The sequence below is a fragment of the Comamonas fluminis genome (assembly GCF_019186805.1).
In the GTDB taxonomy this organism is placed as follows: domain Bacteria; phylum Pseudomonadota; class Gammaproteobacteria; order Burkholderiales; family Burkholderiaceae_C; genus Comamonas; species Comamonas fluminis.
This window is the reverse complement of the sequence record NZ_CP066783.1, coordinates 3,623,339-3,638,810: the sequence shown is the minus strand read 5'-3', so window position 1 is coordinate 3,638,810 and position 15,472 is coordinate 3,623,339. Positions and strand designations below refer to the sequence as shown.

Here is a 15,472-nt window from a genome sequence, read left to right as displayed (position 1 = left end):
GCTCCACGGCGCGGATGGCGCTTAAGCTTGGGGTCATGAAAATCTACCGTAGTGCCCTGCTGCGCTTTGCCGATGACGGCCAGGCGGTCTATGACTCCGATGCCCTGCTGGCCGTGGCTGCGGATGCTGCGGGCGTGCAGCGCGTGGTGGCTGCAGGCAGCTGGCAGGCGTTGGCCGATCACTACACTCACCGCGAAGGCGTGGAAGTGGTGCACCTGCCCGGCAAGCTGCTGGCGCCGGGCTTTGTCGATCTGCACATTCACTACCCGCAGACCGATGTGATTGGCGCACCTGCGCCGGGCCTGCTGCCCTGGCTGGAAAACTACACCTTCCCGCACGAATCGCGTTTCTCAGACCGCGAATATGCCGACAGCGTGGCCCAGTTTTTCATGGACGAGCTGGCGCGCAATGGCGTGACCACGGCGCTGGCTTTTGCCACCTCGCACCCCACATCGGTGGACGCCATCATGACCGCCGCGCAACAACGGGGCATGCGCATGATTGCGGGCAAGGTGCTGCAAGACCGCAACAGCCCTGATGGCGTGCGCGACGAGACCGAGCAAAGCCTGATCGACACCGAAACCCTGATCCAGCGCTGGCATGGCGTGGATCGTCTGGGTTACGCCATCACGCCGCGTTTTGCCCCCACCAGTACCGAGGCGCAGCTGCGTGGAGCGGGCGAACTGGCGGCCAAGTATTCCGATGTGTGGATTCAGTCCCATGTGGCTGAAAACCTGGACGAAGTGGCCTGGGTCAAAGAACTGTTCCCTCAGTCGCGCAGCTATCTGGCCGTGTACGATGACTTTGGCCTGATGCGCGAGCGGGCGGTGTACGCCCACAGCATCTGGCTGGACGAAACCGATCGCCAACTGATGCACAGCACTCGCAGCGCGGCGGCCATCAGCCCCACCAGCAACCAGTTTCTGGCCAGCGGCTTTTTTGACTACCTCAAGGCCGATGAAGCAGGCATGCTCTATGGCTTGGCCAGCGATGTGGGCGGCGGCATGAGCTTTTCGCCGTTTCGCACCATGCAGGCCGCCTATGTGGTGGGCCGCGAAAGCCATAGCAAGCAGGGCCAGAGCCTGTCGCCGCAAAACCTGTGGTGGCAGCACACGGCGGGCGCGGCGCGGGCGCTGGGCTTGCAGGGCGTGATTGGCAATCTGCAGCCGGGCTGTGAGGCGGATTTTGTGGTCATCAACCCGGCCTGCACGCCGCTCTTGGCGCGTAAGACGGCGCAGGCGCGCAATCTGGACGAGCTGCTGTTTGCCATGATCGTGCTGGGGGATGACCGCCTGATTGAGCAAACCATTGTTTCTCAAGCAAAATAGGGGTCTTGCGCTGGTTGTATAGCCGCATGGCGCTATCAAAAAACAAGCGAAACAGGATTTCCCAATGAGCATCAAGAGCGACAAGTGGATCCGTCAGATGGCGGAACAGCACGGCATGATCGAGCCCTTCGAGCCCGGCCAGGTGCGCCAGGTGGACGGCAAGAAGGTCATCAGCTACGGCACATCCAGCTATGGCTACGACATCCGCTGCGCACGTGAATTCAAGGTCTTCACCAACATCCACAGCACGGTGGTGGACCCCAAGAACTTCGACGAAAAAAGCTTTGTCGACATGGAAGGCGACTACTGCATCATCCCGCCCAACAGCTTTGCGCTGGCCCGCACGGTGGAATACTTCCGCATTCCCCGCGACGTGTTGACCGTGTGCCTGGGCAAGAGCACCTACGCGCGCTGCGGCATCATCGTGAACGTGACGCCGTTTGAGCCCGAGTGGGAAGGCTATGTGACGCTGGAGTTCTCCAACACCACGCCGCTGCCCGCCAAGATTTACGCCGGTGAAGGCTGCGCCCAGGTGCTGTTCTTCCAGGGCGATGAGCAGTGCGAGATGAGCTACAAGGACCGCAATGGCAAGTACCAGGGCCAGCATGGCGTGACCCTGCCACGCACCTGATCGCCTGATCTTTCAGAAAATCATGCAAAAAGCCCGCTGTGTCTGCAGCGGGCTTTTTGTTTTTCCGGGCGTGTTTACGCCGTCGCCGTCGCCGTCGCCGTCGCCGTCGCAGTTTCCAGCGCCGGCCAGTCCAGATTGCAGTGTGCACCTACGCTGTGGTGGCGCTGCAGTGCGGCATCCACCATCAGGCTGCATAGCACCAGCTGGTTGCGCAGGGCTGCATCGGCCCCGCGCCACTGGGCACGCCACAGCACCAGTTGCTTGGCGGCGGCAATCAGGCGGTGGTTGCCGCGCACCACGCCCATATGGGTTTGCATCAGCTGTTGCAGTGCAATGTGCATCTCCGGTAGCGTTTTAATGCTCAAGCCCTTGTCTTGATTGCGGTAAGTGCTATGAATGCGTGAGTGCTTGTACAGAGGCTGGGCCGCAATGCGCGCGGCGGCGGCGCGGCCCATGACCACACATTCCAGCAAGGAGTTGCTGGCCAGCCGGTTGGCCCCGTGCAGGCCGGTGCGGGCCACTTCACCCACGGCCAGCAGCCCGGCCACGCCGGTGCTGCCGTCGGTATGGGCCTGCACACCGCCACAGGCGTAGTGGGCGCAGGGCGCCACAGGTATGGCCTGCGTGGCGATGTCTATGCCATGCGCTGCGCACAGCGCCATGACGGCCGGAAAATGGCGGCTGAGCCAGTCGCGGCTGTGGTGGCGAATGTCCAGCAGCACATGGCTCAGGCTGTGGGCGCGCATTTCGGTATCAATGGCGCGGGCCACGATGTCACGCGGGGCCAGTTCGGCCCGTTCGTCATGGCGCAGCATGAAGCGCTCACTGGGCTGGCCGCTGGCATCAGGCAGGTGCAGGGTGGCGCCTTCACCGCGCAGCGCTTCTGAAACCAGGCCCATGGCCTTGCCGCCGATGTGCAGCGCCGTGGGGTGGAACTGCATGAACTCCAGGTCGCGCACCGTGCAGCCCGCACGCCAGGCCAGGGCAATGCCGTCACCCGTGGCGCAGTCCGGGTTGGTGGTGCTGGCGTAAATCTGGCCCATGCCGCCCGTGGCCAGCACGGTGTGGCTGGCCAGCAGGCGCTGCTGGCTGCCATCGGCATGCGCAATGGTGGCACCGGCGCAGCGGCGCTGGCCGTCCAGCAGCAGTTCTGTGGCGCGGCAGGGCGCCAGCATGGTGATGTGGCTGCGCTCTGCACAGGCCTGCAGCAGGCTGTGGTGCACGGCCTGGCCGGTGTGGTCGGCCACATGGGCAATGCGCCGGGCACTGTGGCCGCCTTCACGCGTCAGGTGCAGGCGGCCGTTTTCTTCGGTGTCAAAGCACACGCCATGGGCCTGCAGCCAGTCAATGGCCTGCGGGCCTTGGGCAAGGATGCGGCGCACGGCGGTCTCGTCGCACAGGCCAGCACCGGCAATCAGCGTGTCTTGCACATGGGCTTCAACGTCGTCATCCGGGTCCAGCACGGCGGCAATGCCGCCTTGTGCCCAGGCGCTGGCGCATTCGTTCAGCGGGCCTTTACTCAGGATGGTGATGCGCAAATGATCGGGCAGGCTGAGGGCGACGGTCAGCCCGGCCAGTCCGGCGCCGATGATGAGTACATCGGTGCTCATGTCCGGGGTGTTGAGGGGGGGCATGCTGCTCATCTCAGGCGGGGCCGAACTGGTGGAAGAGGGCGGTGTCCAGCACCATATCGCCGCTGGCCTGCACGTTTTGCTTGCGGGCGGCGGCAAAGTCCAGCATGCGCTGTATGGGTTTGCGGGCAGCGCGGCCCAGCGTGGCGTCCAGTTCGATGGCGCCCGAGCCTTGCCGCAGGACCTGCTCTACGCCTTGCAGGCTGTTCATGGCCATCCAGGGACAGAAGGCGCAGCTTTTGCAACTGCCGCCCGTGCCCGCCGTGGGCGCAGCCAGAAAGGTTTTGCCGGGGTAGCGCAGGCGCATGTCGTGAAGAATGCCCTGATCGGTGGCGACGATGAAGGTGTTGGTGGGCAGGCGGCCCACAGCGGCTATCAGCTGGGTGGTGGAGCCCACCACATCGGCCAGTGCGGTGACGGCGGCGGGGGATTCGGGGTGCACGAGGATGGCGGCCTCGGGGTGGGCATCGGCCAGGGCCTGCAGCTCATCGGCCTTGAATTCGTCGTGCACCACGCAGCTGCCTTGCCACAGCAGCATGTCGGCCCCGGTTTCGCGCTGGATATGGCCGCCCAGGTGACGGTCGGGGGCCCAGAGGATTTTTTCGCCGCGTGCATGCAGGGCGGCCACGATGTCCTGACCCACCGAGGAGGTGACGACCCAGTCGGCCCGCGCCTTCACGGCAGCGCTGGTGTTGGCGTAAACGACCACGGTGCGGTCCGGGTGCTGGTCGCAAAACTGGCTGAATTCCTCAGCAGGGCAGCCCAGGTCGAGAGAGCAGGTGGCATCGCCGTCGGGCATGAGAATGGTTTTCTCGGGGCTCAGAATTTTGGCGGTCTCGCCCATGAAGCGTACGCCAGCCACTATCAAAGTAGTAGCTGGGTGCTCAGACCCAAAGCGCGCCATCTCCAGCGAATCGCCCACGCAGCCGCCGGTTTCGCGGGCCAGGTCCTGCAGCGCACCATCCACGTAGTAATGGGCCACCAGCGTGGCGTTGCGCTCGGCTAGCAAGGCCTTGATGCGCTGGGCCGTCTGCTGCAATTGCTGGGGGTTTTGCTCTGGCAGCACTCTGGCCCAGGCCTGGGCGGTGCTGCAACTGCCGCCGGTTTTGGGGTGATCGAACTCTACGGTCTTGATTGGCATGGTCTCCATCCGGGTTGCGTTGTTAAATAGTTATACTCAGATTGAGTATTATTTAACCGGGGTTTGACGGATTTGTCACCTGCCGAAATAGTCAGAGCAGCTTTGACGCAACAGCCAGGCTGTTGCGGCGACCAGAATTTCAATAAAAACAGCCATTAGCGCTTATTCATGAGGCGTTAATAGCTCATGTATTGATAGCGTTCCTGTGCTGGCGCAGCGCAAGGCGCGTGGCTGCCAGATCCCAGCCGCCCCAGCCGCAGGATTTGAAAAGCACTGCTCCCTGAGGGCGAGGCCAGTCTTGCTGCACCACCTTGGCCAGCGTGGGCAGCGCAGCAATGTCAATGCCTGCCTGCAGCAGATCGCCCGCTTCATGGCCCGCGTCGTCGGTGTCCACCACAACCTGGCCATGCTGCAGAAAGTGGTGGCACAGCTCAGGCGCCAGCTCCACCATCTGCGGCGTGAAGGCGCCGACTGCACAGACAAAGGCATCGGGGTGCGGGGCTTCGGTCAGCACCACGGCCTGCGCGGGCGTGCAGGTCACGATCAGCGGGCAGTGGCGCACGGCGTCTGTCAGGTCACTCACTTGCTTGGCCTGCAAGCCCATGGCCTGTGCCTGCGCCACCAAGGCCTGCGCGCTGGCGCTGCTGCGCGAATGTACCCAGACCTCGCGCGTGCCCAGCCCTGCGGCAAAAGCCTGCAGGTGGGCGCTGCCCTGAACCCCTGCGCCAATGATGAGCAAAGGGCCCTGCGGCTGGGCCGCCAGCCTGCGCGCAGCCAGCAAGGAAACCGCCGCAGTGCGCCGCGCTGTGACGGTGGGGCCATCCAGAATCAGCTGGCGCTGGCCGGTGGCCACGTCAAACACGACGATATCGCCCTGAATGGTGGGGCGGCCGCTGCCCGCGTTGCCCGGCGTGAAACTGATGAGCTTGGTCATGGCCAGCTCGCCGTCCGTCGCAGGCATGCAGAACAGGCTGCCATCTTTGCCCATGGGCATGACGATACGTGGCGGAACTGAGACGGATGAACTGTTTTGCAGTTGTTGCAAAAGCTGCTCAATTTCATCGGCCAGCGCAGTCCAGGGCAGAAGCTTGGCGGTGGCCTTTGCATCCAGAGCACTGGAGGCGGGCGGTGTTGCAACGGTCATGGCGGGCCTTGATGGGCGTTTGGATAGCCGTTAGCTTACAGATGCGGCAGCGTTCTCAGGGCTTTGCCTGACATGCGGGAGCCGGGGGCTGTCTGTTGCCAGGGGGCGCCAGCGCGCACAATAGCGGCTGTTGTATTTCTTTTTATTTGAGATTCATGTCTGGTTTGTCTCCTCGCTCTTCCCAACGCCAAGAACCCGGCTGGACTCAGGCACCCGCCAGTGCCACGCGTGCAGAGCCCGTGTGGCGCGATGCCGATGCGTCGTCAGGCGGCTATCAGCCCAGCCAGGTGCAGGCGGCCGCGCCGCGCAAGTCCTCATCGGGCAAAGGCTGGATATCTGCGGTGCTGGGTGTGATTGGCTTGCTGGCCGTGGCTTATCTTTTGCTGAGCATGGTCAATGTGGTGGAGGAGCAGATGGCGCGCAATCAGGCCGAAGCCGCGAATACCGGATTGACGCTGACGAGCACGCCCGCGCAGACCTCTGGAGCGGGTTCTCTGGGACGCTGAAACGTCAACAATGCTGAGAATGGTGGGCGTTGATCGCTGAAAAGCCCGTCAGGAGTTGGCGCACAGGGCGGCACAGCACGTAATATCGCCACCCGGCACAGTGTCGTCACCAACGCAATACAGCACACAGGAGTAAGCACCATGAAATGGGAAGGAAACCGCGAGTCAGACAATGTGGAAGACCGCCGAGGCTCGGACGGTGGCGGCGGTGGTGGCGGCTTTCCCATTGGTGGCCGCGGCATTGGCATTGGCACCGTGGTGCTGGCCCTGATTGGCTGGGGTGTCTTCGGCATCAACCCGCTGACAACGATTGGCGTGCTCTCTGGCGGCGGCTCGCCCCAGGTGCAGCAGCAGGCGCCTGCACAGCGTCCTGCAGGCAATGACCAGGGCGCCAAATTTGTCTCTACCGTGCTGGCTTCGACGGAGGATGTCTGGACACAGATCTTCCGTGAGGGCGGCGCCCAGTATCGCAACCCCAAGCTGGTGCTCTATACGGGCGTCACGCGCACGGCTTGCGGCACCGGGCAGGCAGCCATGGGGCCGTTTTACTGCCCTGGTGACCAGAAGGTCTATCTGGACATGGACTTCTTCAACACCATGAGCCGCCAGCTGGGCGCGCCCGGCCAGTTTGCGCAGGCCTATGTGATTGCCCACGAAGTGGGGCACCATGTGCAGAATCTGCTGGGGGTTTCCGACAAGGTGGACGCCATGCGTGGCCGCGTCAGCGAGCGTGAGCAGAATGCGGCTTCCGTGCGTCTGGAACTGCAGGCCGACTGCCTGGCTGGTATCTGGGCCAACAAGTCCCAGCAGGCCAAGAGCTGGCTGGAGCAGGGCGATATTGAGTCGGCCATGAACGCTGCGCAGCAAATTGGTGACGACAAGCTGCAGCGTGAAGCCACAGGCACGGTGCGCCCCGACAGCTTCACCCACGGCTCCAGTGCCCAGCGTGTGCGCTGGTTCACCCAAGGCTACAAGACGGGCAGCATGAAGGCTTGCGATACGTTCTCCGCGCAGTCGCTGTAAGCGGCTGAAGCGGCTAAAAAAGGCGTGTGCACAGTCACACGCCTTTTGTTTTGGTCGATCACCTACAGCGGCTACGGGTTATCCCGATGGATTGAACGGGATATTCAAACGGTCATCTGCCCTCTGAAAAATCGGCTTGGCGTGACATGAAAACGCCGGAATTGCACAAAGCCAACGCGAAAAATCCACTCGGTGCGACAATAACGCCCTCAATGACAAGCTCTTTCTCCAATCTTCATTTGGCCGAGCCCTTGGCACGCGCTGTTGCCGACATGGGCTACGAGTCCATGACTCCCATCCAGGCGCAGGCCATTCCGGTCGTACTGACTGGCAAGGACGTCATGGGCGCTGCCCAGACAGGCACGGGCAAAACGGCTGCTTTCTCGCTGCCCTTGCTGCAGCGCCTGATGCGCCACGAAAATGCTTCCGCATCGCCAGCCCGCCACCCTGTGCGCGCTCTGGTGCTGCTGCCCACGCGTGAACTGGCTGACCAGGTGGCCCAGCAGATCGCGCTGTATGCCAAGCACACCAAGCTGCGCAGCACCGTGGTGTTTGGTGGCATGGACATGAAGCCCCAGACCATCGAGCTGAAAAAAGGCGTCGAAGTGCTGGTGGCCACGCCCGGCCGTCTGCTGGACCACATCGAAGCCAAGAATGTGGTGCTCAACCAGGTGGAATATGTGGTGCTGGACGAGGCTGACCGCATGCTGGATATCGGCTTCCTGCCCGATCTGCAGCGCATTCTGTCCCACCTGCCCAAGGCGCGTACCACGCTGCTGTTCTCGGCCACGTTCTCGCCCGAGATCAAGCGTCTGGCCAATAGCTATCTGCAGGACCCTGTGACCATCGAGGTTGCACGCCCCAACGAAACCGCTTCGACGGTGGAGCAGCGCTTCTACAAGGTCACGGATGACGACAAGCGTTACGCGATTCGCTCCGTCCTCAAGGAGCGCGAGATTCGCCAGGCCTTTATCTTCTCCAACAGCAAGCTGGGCTGTGCGCGCCTGACCCGTGCCCTGGAGCGTGATGGTTTGCGTGCTGCAGCCCTGCATGGCGACAAGAGCCAGGACGAGCGTCTGAAAGCTCTCGAAGCCTTCAAGGCTGGTGAGGTGGACTTGCTGGTCTGTACCGATGTGGCCGCCCGCGGCCTGGACATCAAGGACGTGCCCGCAGTTTTCAACTACGACGTTCCTTTCAACGCCGAAGACTATGTTCACCGCATTGGCCGTACCGGTCGTGCAGGCGCCTCGGGTCTGGCCGTCACGCTGGTGACCGACCACGATGCGCGCCATGTGTCCGATATTGAAAAGCTGACCAAGAAGAAGATCGATGTGGAGCCCGCACCCATGTCGGACTTCCGCCCCGCCCGTCGCAGCCGCAGCGAAGAGGAATTCCGTCCTCGCCGTGAACGCGAGTTTGATGGCGCCGCTCGTAGCAGCAGCCATGCCCATCGCCCATCGCGCATGGCACAGCGCCCCGCCAATGTCGATCCTTTCTTTGACAAGCCTTATGAGGCCAGCAGCGTCGCAGAGACAGCTGCCTGGGATCACAAGACTGCCGCGCCCGTCAAGAGCGCCAGCATCAAGCCCAAGCGCAAGATTGCAGCGCTGTTCAGGGCGCCCGTAGTGGCCGCTTCCTGATCGGTCAGTGACTGTGCAAAAAATGCCTGCTTTGCGCAGGCATTTTTTATGGTTTCAGCCCTTGCCGCCCGGCACCTGTGCCTGGGGGCATTGCAGCTGAATCAACTCGCGCTCACCCATGTGATTGCCAATGCGCATCATGCTCAGGCAACCACCCCAGACGCATCCGGTATCCATGGCCATCAAATCTGGGCGGTTGATATGGCCCAGGGTGGACCAGTGGCCAAAAGCCATGGGGGTATCAGCCGTGGCACGGCCCGGCACATCAAACCAGGGCATCAGGCCCTCCGGGGCATGATCGGCGGATTCCGCACTCTCAAAATCCATCACGCCTTCTGCACTGCAAAAGCGCAGGCGGGTGAAGGCATTGACGATGCAGCGCAGGCGGTCATCACCCTGCAGATCGGCAGACCAGCGATCCGGCAGATTGCCGTACATATTCTGCAAAAAGCGGGCGAAGTCCGGGCTTTGCAAAACTGCCTGCACTTCCTGGTTTAGCGCCATGGCTTGCTGCAGGCTCCACTGCGGCAGCACACCCGCGTGCACCATCAGCAGGTTCTCTCCCCGCGCATTGGTGTGCAGGCGTGCCAGCGGCTGCTGGCGCAGCCAGTCAAGCAGGGCCATGCGGTCTGGCGCATCCAGCACCTGTGCCAGCGTGTCGCGCTTGCTCTGGCGGCGCAGGCCTTGGGAGGCCGCAAGCAGATGCAGGTCGTGGTTGCCCAGCAGCGCACGCATGGAGTCACCGGCCTGCATGCAGCGACGCAGTACCTCGGCAGATTTTGGGCCACGATTGACGAGGTCGCCGAGCACATAAAGTGTGTCCCGACTTGCGGAGAAATCCACGGTTTGAAGTAATTGTGCGAAGGCGTCGTCGCAGCCCTGGATATCTCCAATGCAGTAAAGTGCCATGGTCTTCTTTCATACGGACAAGTCATGGATTTTCTGCTGATCGCATTGCTCACGCTGCTCAATGGGGTGTTCGCGATGTCGGAATTGGCACTGGCCTCCAGCCGCAAGGCCCGTTTGCTGGCGCTGGCTGAAACCGGCGACAAGGGCGCGCAGGCTGCACTGGCTCTTCTTGAGAACCCCACCCAGTTTCTCTCTTCGGTGCAGGTGGGGATCACGTCGATTGGCCTGCTCAACGGTATTTTGGGTGAGGCTGCATTCAGTGATGGCCTTGCACAGTGGCTGATATCTCTGGGAATATCAGACAAAGCCGCCTCTATATCGGCCACCGCTATCGTTGTAACTGCTATTACATTTATAACGATTATCTTTGGGGAACTGGTCCCTAAACGTATCGGTCAGTTATATCCAGAGCTGGTTTCTACCGTCATTGCACGTCCTATGACGTGGGTTGCATCCATAGCCAAACCCTTTGTGCGCCTGCTGGCATTCTCCACGCATGGGGTTTTGACACTGCTCAGAATTAATGAATCGCAAAGCAGAACGGTGACCGAGGAGGAAATATCAGCCAGTTTGGAAGAGGGGCGGGAAGCAGGTCTGATTGAGGAGAATGAGCATCAGATGGTGCAAAACGTTTTCCATCTGGATGACCGTCCATTGACCTCTTTGATGGTGCCACGGGCCGATGTGCACTGGCTGGATGCGGATATGACAGTCGCCCAGGCATTGGTGGCTGCGGCAGATGGCCAGGAAATGGGAGGGCACTCTTGGTATCCGGTCTGTAAAGGTTCCCTGGATGAGGTGCTTGGCATCATCAGTGTGTCAACCTTGCTGGCCATGGGAAAGAATTCCCAAGTACTTTTGCGAGAGCAGGTGCTTGCTCCATCTTTTTTGCCGGAAACCCTGAGCGGGATGGAACTGCTGGATCAGCTGCGTGCCAAAACAGGGCGCATGGTGTTCGTGGTGGATGAGTACGGGGTTCTGCAAGGCATCATGACGCCTACTGATTTGCTGGAAGCCATTACTGGTGAGTTGCGACCTGTTGAGGAAAATGAAGCTTGGGCCACCAAACGAGAAGACGGCTCCTGGCTGCTTGATGGGCTGATGCCTATTGCAGAAATGAAAGCACGGCTGTCAATTCGTGAGCTGCCTGATGAAGATAAGGGCCGCTATAACACCGTGGCGGGTTTATGGCTGGCAGAAAGCGGCCATCTTCCCGTATTAGGCGAGCGTGTGCTGTGTGCGGGCTGGATATTCGAGGTGGTCGATTTGGATGGCAAGCGAATCGACAAAATTCTGGCTATCCCCAAAATTTAAGCTTTCAATGTGTTAACAAATGCTTACTTTTTTAAAACTTCAAAGTTGTGGTTATTGCTTAGTGATTTTTTAGCTGCTTTGAAAATGCTGGCACTATAATGTTTTCACTTTAATCAACCAACAAGCGCATACCATGAGTACTTACAAGGAACTACTGAAGCAGCGAGAAGACCTCGAGCAGCAAATCAACGAAGCTCGTACACGCGAGCTGGCTGATGCTGTGGCCAAGGTTCGCAATCTGATTGCCGAATACGGTCTCACTGCTGATGATGTCTTCCCCCCTGTACGTGCGCGCGCATCTTCCAATGCAGGTGCCAAGGTTGCCCCCAAGTATCGTGACCCCGCAACGGGTCAGACTTGGACCGGCCGCGGCAAGCCACCAAAGTGGATTGCAGACCAGGATCGCGAAAAATTCGCTATCTAAGCCTGGTAGATTGCGCAGCTTGAAAGAGCCCACCTCGGTGGGCTTTTTTCATGTCAGGGTGCAGATAACGGGTGATGGCAGTTTTGCAGCGGTGTGATCGGGTTTGCCTCTCACGATGCGGCTAAGACGGCACAATAAGAGACCATGAACAAACAGGTGTTGATTGCGGGCGGTGGCATTGGCGGTCTGGCGGCGGCCATTGCAGCGGCGAAGGCTGACTGGGATGTGCGTCTGTTTGAAAGAGCGACGCAGTTTTCCGAAGTGGGCGCAGGGATTCAGCTGGGCCCGAATGTGGTGCGCAAACTGCAGGCCTGGGGGCTGCAGCGCCCTTTGCAGCAAGTGGTGGCCACACCCTCGGCATTGCGGGCTTGCAGTGCAGTCAGCGGGCTGGAGCTGGGAAGCCTGCCTCTGGGGGCGGAAACCGTGAGCCGATATGGTGCCAGCTACGCAACCATTCACCGCGCCGATCTGCATCAGCTGCTGCTGAATGCCTTGCAGGGCTTGCCTGAAGTTCATCTGAACCTGAACCAGACGGTGACCAGCTATACCGAGCAAGATGGTGTGGTCACCATTCGCACCAGCCACAACAAGCTGATTGAAGGCGATGCCCTGATTGGCGCGGATGGCGTGCGCAGCGCCATTCGCTCGCAGATGCTGGGTGATGGGCCGCCGCGTGTCACAGGCCATCTGGCCTATCGCGCCATGGTGCATCAGGCGCAGTTGCCAAAGCGTTTGCGCACGCATGAGGTTACCGCCTGGCTGGGGCCGAATCTGCACGCCATTCAGTACCCTGTGCGCCGTGGCGAGTTGCAGAACCTGGTGGTGATTGTTCAGGGGCCGGCTCCTGAAGATCTGGACCACTGGGATCACTCCGTCAATCTGCCGGATTTGCTCAAGCACTTGAAAGGCACTTGCGCTTATCTGCAGGACCTGGTGCAGCATGTTCCCGATGCGGGTGGGGAATGGCGGCTGTGGCCCGTGGCTGATCGCGTTCCCGTGTCGTCTTCAGCCCAGATGGCGCAGGGCCTGGTCGCTTTGCTTGGCGATGCGGCCCACCCCATGCGACCCTATCTGGCGCAAGGCGCTGGCATGGCGATTGAGGATGCGGCAGAGCTGCAAAGTGCGCTGTCCATGCATGATCTGGATGTGAGCCTGCGCCTGCGCCGTTATGCACTGAACCGCTGGCAGCGCAATGCCAGGGTGCAGGAGCGATCTCTGCGCAATGGGCGCATCTTTCACTCCACCGGTGTGGTGCGCTGGGGGCGCGATATGTCGCTGCGCGCCTTGGGGGGCCGCATCATGGATGTGCCCTGGCTGTATGAAGGCTAGGTCAGAAAGCTATTGAAAAGAGAGCTTCTGGCGCATATTGGTATTGCGCCAGCGGCTCTTTTCAATGTGTGGCCTGATGCAGCAGAGGGGATGGCTTGATGAAGCGATAGGCCAGTGCACCCAGGCCCAGCATGGTGGCAATCATCAGCATCACTGCCAGATAGATATCGGTGCCGTGGCGCTCGGCCAGACCTGCCACCACGCCAGACAGCGACTGCATCAGCGCTGCGCCCAGAAACATCGCCATGGTGAAGATGGACAGGGCGCGGCCCGTGGTCTCTCGGGGGTAGGACGAGCGCACATCGGCATACAGCAGCGTGCCGTAGCCCGACATGGCACTCATCAGTAGCAGCAAGGCCACGCTGGCGATGGGGTGGTGCACCAGCGCCAGGGCGGTGAAGATGCAGCCCATCAGCAGCGCAAAGCGGGCAATGCGCTGGCGGCGCTTGCGCGGGCCGGGGTCCAGTTTGCCGAACAGCGAAGGCACAAACAGCGAAATCAGCGAAGTTGCCAGTGCAACATTGCCCGTGGCAATCAATGAAAACTGATAGCGGTCCATCAGCATGGGGCTGAGCCACAGGCCACGCACCGTGAGGAACGAGGCATAGCTGACCATGCCCAGCAGCACAATGCCCCAGGTGTGCGGCAGCAGCAGCAGGCTGCCAAAGCCTTTGAGGGCCTCCATAAACCCGGGCTTGGGCAGAGTGTCGCTGGCCAGCGCGGGTTCATGCACCTTGAAGAAAATCAGCAGCCAGGACAGGGCGCTGAGCAGCGCCAGCAGCCAGAAGCCGCTGCGCCAGCCCATGTGCTGCACCAGCCAGGCCAGAGGCGTGCCTGTGAACAGCAGGCCCAGGCCGCCAATGCCCAGCGCCATTCCCGAAAAATAGGCAAAGCGATCTGTCGGAAAGTGGCGGGCAATAAACATGGTGCAGGCCAGAAACGCGGGCGAGCAGCCCACGCCGATCAGCAACTGCCCCAGCATCAGCCATGCATAGCTGGGCGAAGCAGCGGATAAGGCGGCGCCCACAATGGTCAGCGGAAACGTCAGCACGACGGTGCGGCGCAGCCCGTAAATATCCATGCCAATGCCCATCAACAACTGGGCCACGCCGAACGACAGGCCGAACAGCCCCGCAAACGAGCCCAGTGACTGGGCTGACAGCCCAAAATCTGTGCGCAGCCCATCGGCCATGATGGACGCAATCGTGCGATAGGCCTGACTGAGCGCAAAGCCCGTCAGCAGGCACAGCAGCATGGGCCAGACCGTGGACAGATTGCGAGAGGAGCTTGCTTCAGAAGCGGGTGCTGGGGTGGACATGAAAAACACCTGGCGTGGCCAGGCAGGCAAGGCAAAAAAGTGGCGAGGGCTGAGAGGCGTTGTAGCGGCTTCGGTGTTTTGTGTCTGTCACGCAGGAGCACGAGCTTTCAAAACAGGCGCGTTTCAAAAACTGGCGTGCCTCCAACAGGGTGGCAGCAAGCAAGGGCCGTCCCGCAGCGAGGCTGCTGTCCCCCTCCCGCGAAGCGAGAGAGGGGAAGCCGCGCAGCGGCTCAGGGGTGGTCAAAGCTCCGTTCTCAGGCTCCAGATCTCCGGAAACAGCACCACATCCAGCATCTTCTTCAGATAGCTCACGCCGCCCGTGCCGCCTGTGCCGCGCTTGAAGCCGATGACGCGCTCCACGGTGGTCAGGTGGCGGAAGCGCCACAGGCGGAAGGCGTCCTCGATATCGGCCAGCTTTTCGCCCAGCTGGTACAGATCCCAGTATTTGTGCGGGTCGCGGTACACGGTAATCCAGGCCTGCTTCACGCCTTCGCTGGCTTCATAGGGCTGGGTCCAGTCGCGCTGCAGGCGGTCTGCGGGCACCTCAATGCCTTCGCGTGCCAGCAACTGCAGGGCCACGTCGTACAGCGAGGGGGCTTCATAAGCCGCCTGCACCTGGGCCAGCAGATCGCTGCGGTGCTCGTGCGGCTTGAGCATGGCGGCGTTCTTGTTGCCCAGAGCAAATTCGATGCAGCGGTACTGATAGCTCTGAAACCCGCTGGACTGGGCCAGATAGGGGCGCATGGCCGTGTATTCGGGCGGTGTCATGGTCGAGAGCACCGTCCAGGCGTTGACCAGTTGCTCCATGATGCGGCTCACCCGCGCCAGCATCTTGAAGGCGTCGGGCTTGGTCTCGCCCGAGGCATTGGCAATCGCTGCGGTGGCGGCGCGCACCTCGTGCAGCATCAGCTTCATCCACAGCTCGCTGGTCTGGTGCTGGATGATGAAGAGCATCTCGTCATGCGCGGGCGACAGCGGGTGCTGGGCCGTCAGAATCTGGTCCAGATGCAGATAGTCGCCATAGCTCATGTCCTGGCTGAAATCGAGCTGGGCTTTTTCGTCACGAACGATGGCAGCGCCGCCATGCATGGGGCAGCCGGAGGATTCGGTGGTCATGGTCAATCGATGGAATCT

General features: G+C 61.3%; 14 protein-coding genes. 8 read left to right on the top strand and 6 right to left on the bottom strand.

What is annotated here, in order from left to right:
* Positions 1-35 precede the first annotated feature (35 nt).
* Both guaD and dcd read left to right on the top strand, forming a co-directional pair.
* A complete protein-coding gene (guaD, locus tag JDW18_RS16885; protein WP_218240598.1) occupies positions 36-1,328 on the top strand; it encodes a guanine deaminase in 1,293 nt (430 codons plus the stop codon).
* A 64-nt stretch (positions 1,329-1,392) separates the two neighbouring features.
* Positions 1,393-1,959, top strand: coding sequence for a dCTP deaminase (dcd, locus tag JDW18_RS16880; RefSeq protein ID WP_042414074.1), 567 nt, complete (start codon positions 1,393-1,395; stop codon positions 1,957-1,959).
* A gap of 74 nt (positions 1,960-2,033) precedes the next feature.
* Here the strand turns inward: dcd and nadB are convergent, their stop codons facing one another.
* The 3 genes from nadB to JDW18_RS16865 all read right to left on the bottom strand — a co-directional run bounded on the left by nadB (position 2,034) and on the right by JDW18_RS16865 (position 5,875).
* On the bottom strand, positions 2,034-3,593 hold the full coding sequence (gene nadB / locus JDW18_RS16875; RefSeq protein ID WP_246610021.1) for an L-aspartate oxidase: 1,560 nt from the start codon (positions 3,591-3,593) through the stop codon (positions 2,034-2,036).
* A 10-nt stretch (positions 3,594-3,603) separates the two neighbouring features.
* On the bottom strand, positions 3,604-4,731 hold the full coding sequence (gene nadA / locus JDW18_RS16870; RefSeq protein ID WP_218240596.1) for a quinolinate synthase NadA: 1,128 nt from the start codon (positions 4,729-4,731) through the stop codon (positions 3,604-3,606).
* A 184-nt stretch (positions 4,732-4,915) separates the two neighbouring features.
* Entirely contained in the window at positions 4,916-5,875 is a 960-nt protein-coding gene (locus JDW18_RS16865) for a delta(1)-pyrroline-2-carboxylate reductase family protein (RefSeq protein ID WP_218240594.1), read from the bottom strand.
* A 155-nt stretch (positions 5,876-6,030) separates the two neighbouring features.
* Between JDW18_RS16865 and JDW18_RS16860 the strand changes: the two genes are divergently transcribed.
* From JDW18_RS16860 to JDW18_RS16850, 3 genes are all read left to right on the top strand, one after another.
* Positions 6,031-6,381, top strand: coding sequence for a hypothetical protein (locus JDW18_RS16860; RefSeq protein WP_218240592.1), 351 nt, complete (start codon positions 6,031-6,033; stop codon positions 6,379-6,381).
* Positions 6,382-6,522: 141 nt separating this feature from the next.
* Complete coding sequence (gene ypfJ, locus JDW18_RS16855) at positions 6,523-7,404, top strand: KPN_02809 family neutral zinc metallopeptidase (protein WP_218240590.1); 882 nt, start codon at positions 6,523-6,525, stop codon at positions 7,402-7,404.
* 212 nt (positions 7,405-7,616) lie between these two features.
* Positions 7,617-9,044, top strand: a complete 1,428-nt coding sequence (locus JDW18_RS16850; protein WP_218240589.1) for a DEAD/DEAH box helicase — start codon at positions 7,617-7,619, stop codon at positions 9,042-9,044.
* A gap of 54 nt (positions 9,045-9,098) precedes the next feature.
* Here the strand turns inward: JDW18_RS16850 and JDW18_RS16845 are convergent, their stop codons facing one another.
* On the bottom strand, positions 9,099-9,953 hold the full coding sequence (locus JDW18_RS16845; protein WP_218240587.1) for a symmetrical bis(5'-nucleosyl)-tetraphosphatase: 855 nt from the start codon (positions 9,951-9,953) through the stop codon (positions 9,099-9,101).
* A gap of 24 nt (positions 9,954-9,977) precedes the next feature.
* On the opposite strand from JDW18_RS16845, the gene JDW18_RS16840 reads away from it, so the two are divergent.
* The 3 genes from JDW18_RS16840 (at position 9,978) to JDW18_RS16830 (ending at position 13,020) form a co-directional block, all read left to right on the top strand.
* Positions 9,978-11,267: a hemolysin family protein gene (locus tag JDW18_RS16840; protein WP_218240586.1), complete on the top strand. Its 1,290-nt coding sequence runs from the start codon at positions 9,978-9,980 to the stop codon at positions 11,265-11,267.
* Positions 11,268-11,400: 133 nt separating this feature from the next.
* Complete coding sequence (locus JDW18_RS16835; protein WP_218240585.1) at positions 11,401-11,691, top strand: H-NS histone family protein; 291 nt, start codon at positions 11,401-11,403, stop codon at positions 11,689-11,691.
* Between the two features lie 144 nt (positions 11,692-11,835).
* Positions 11,836-13,020 carry an FAD-dependent monooxygenase gene (locus JDW18_RS16830; protein ID WP_218240584.1) on the top strand — a complete coding sequence of 395 codons (1,185 nt, stop codon included), beginning with the start codon at positions 11,836-11,838 and terminating at the stop codon, positions 13,018-13,020.
* Positions 13,021-13,081: 61 nt separating this feature from the next.
* On the opposite strand, the gene JDW18_RS16825 is transcribed toward JDW18_RS16830, so the two are convergent.
* Positions 13,082-14,338 carry an MFS transporter gene (locus JDW18_RS16825; RefSeq protein WP_218240582.1) on the bottom strand — a complete coding sequence of 419 codons (1,257 nt, stop codon included), beginning with the start codon at positions 14,336-14,338 and terminating at the stop codon, positions 13,082-13,084.
* Between the two features lie 240 nt (positions 14,339-14,578).
* On the bottom strand, positions 14,579-15,454 hold the full coding sequence (gene kynA, locus JDW18_RS16820) for a tryptophan 2,3-dioxygenase (RefSeq protein WP_218240580.1): 876 nt from the start codon (positions 15,452-15,454) through the stop codon (positions 14,579-14,581).
* Positions 15,455-15,472 lie beyond the last annotated feature (18 nt).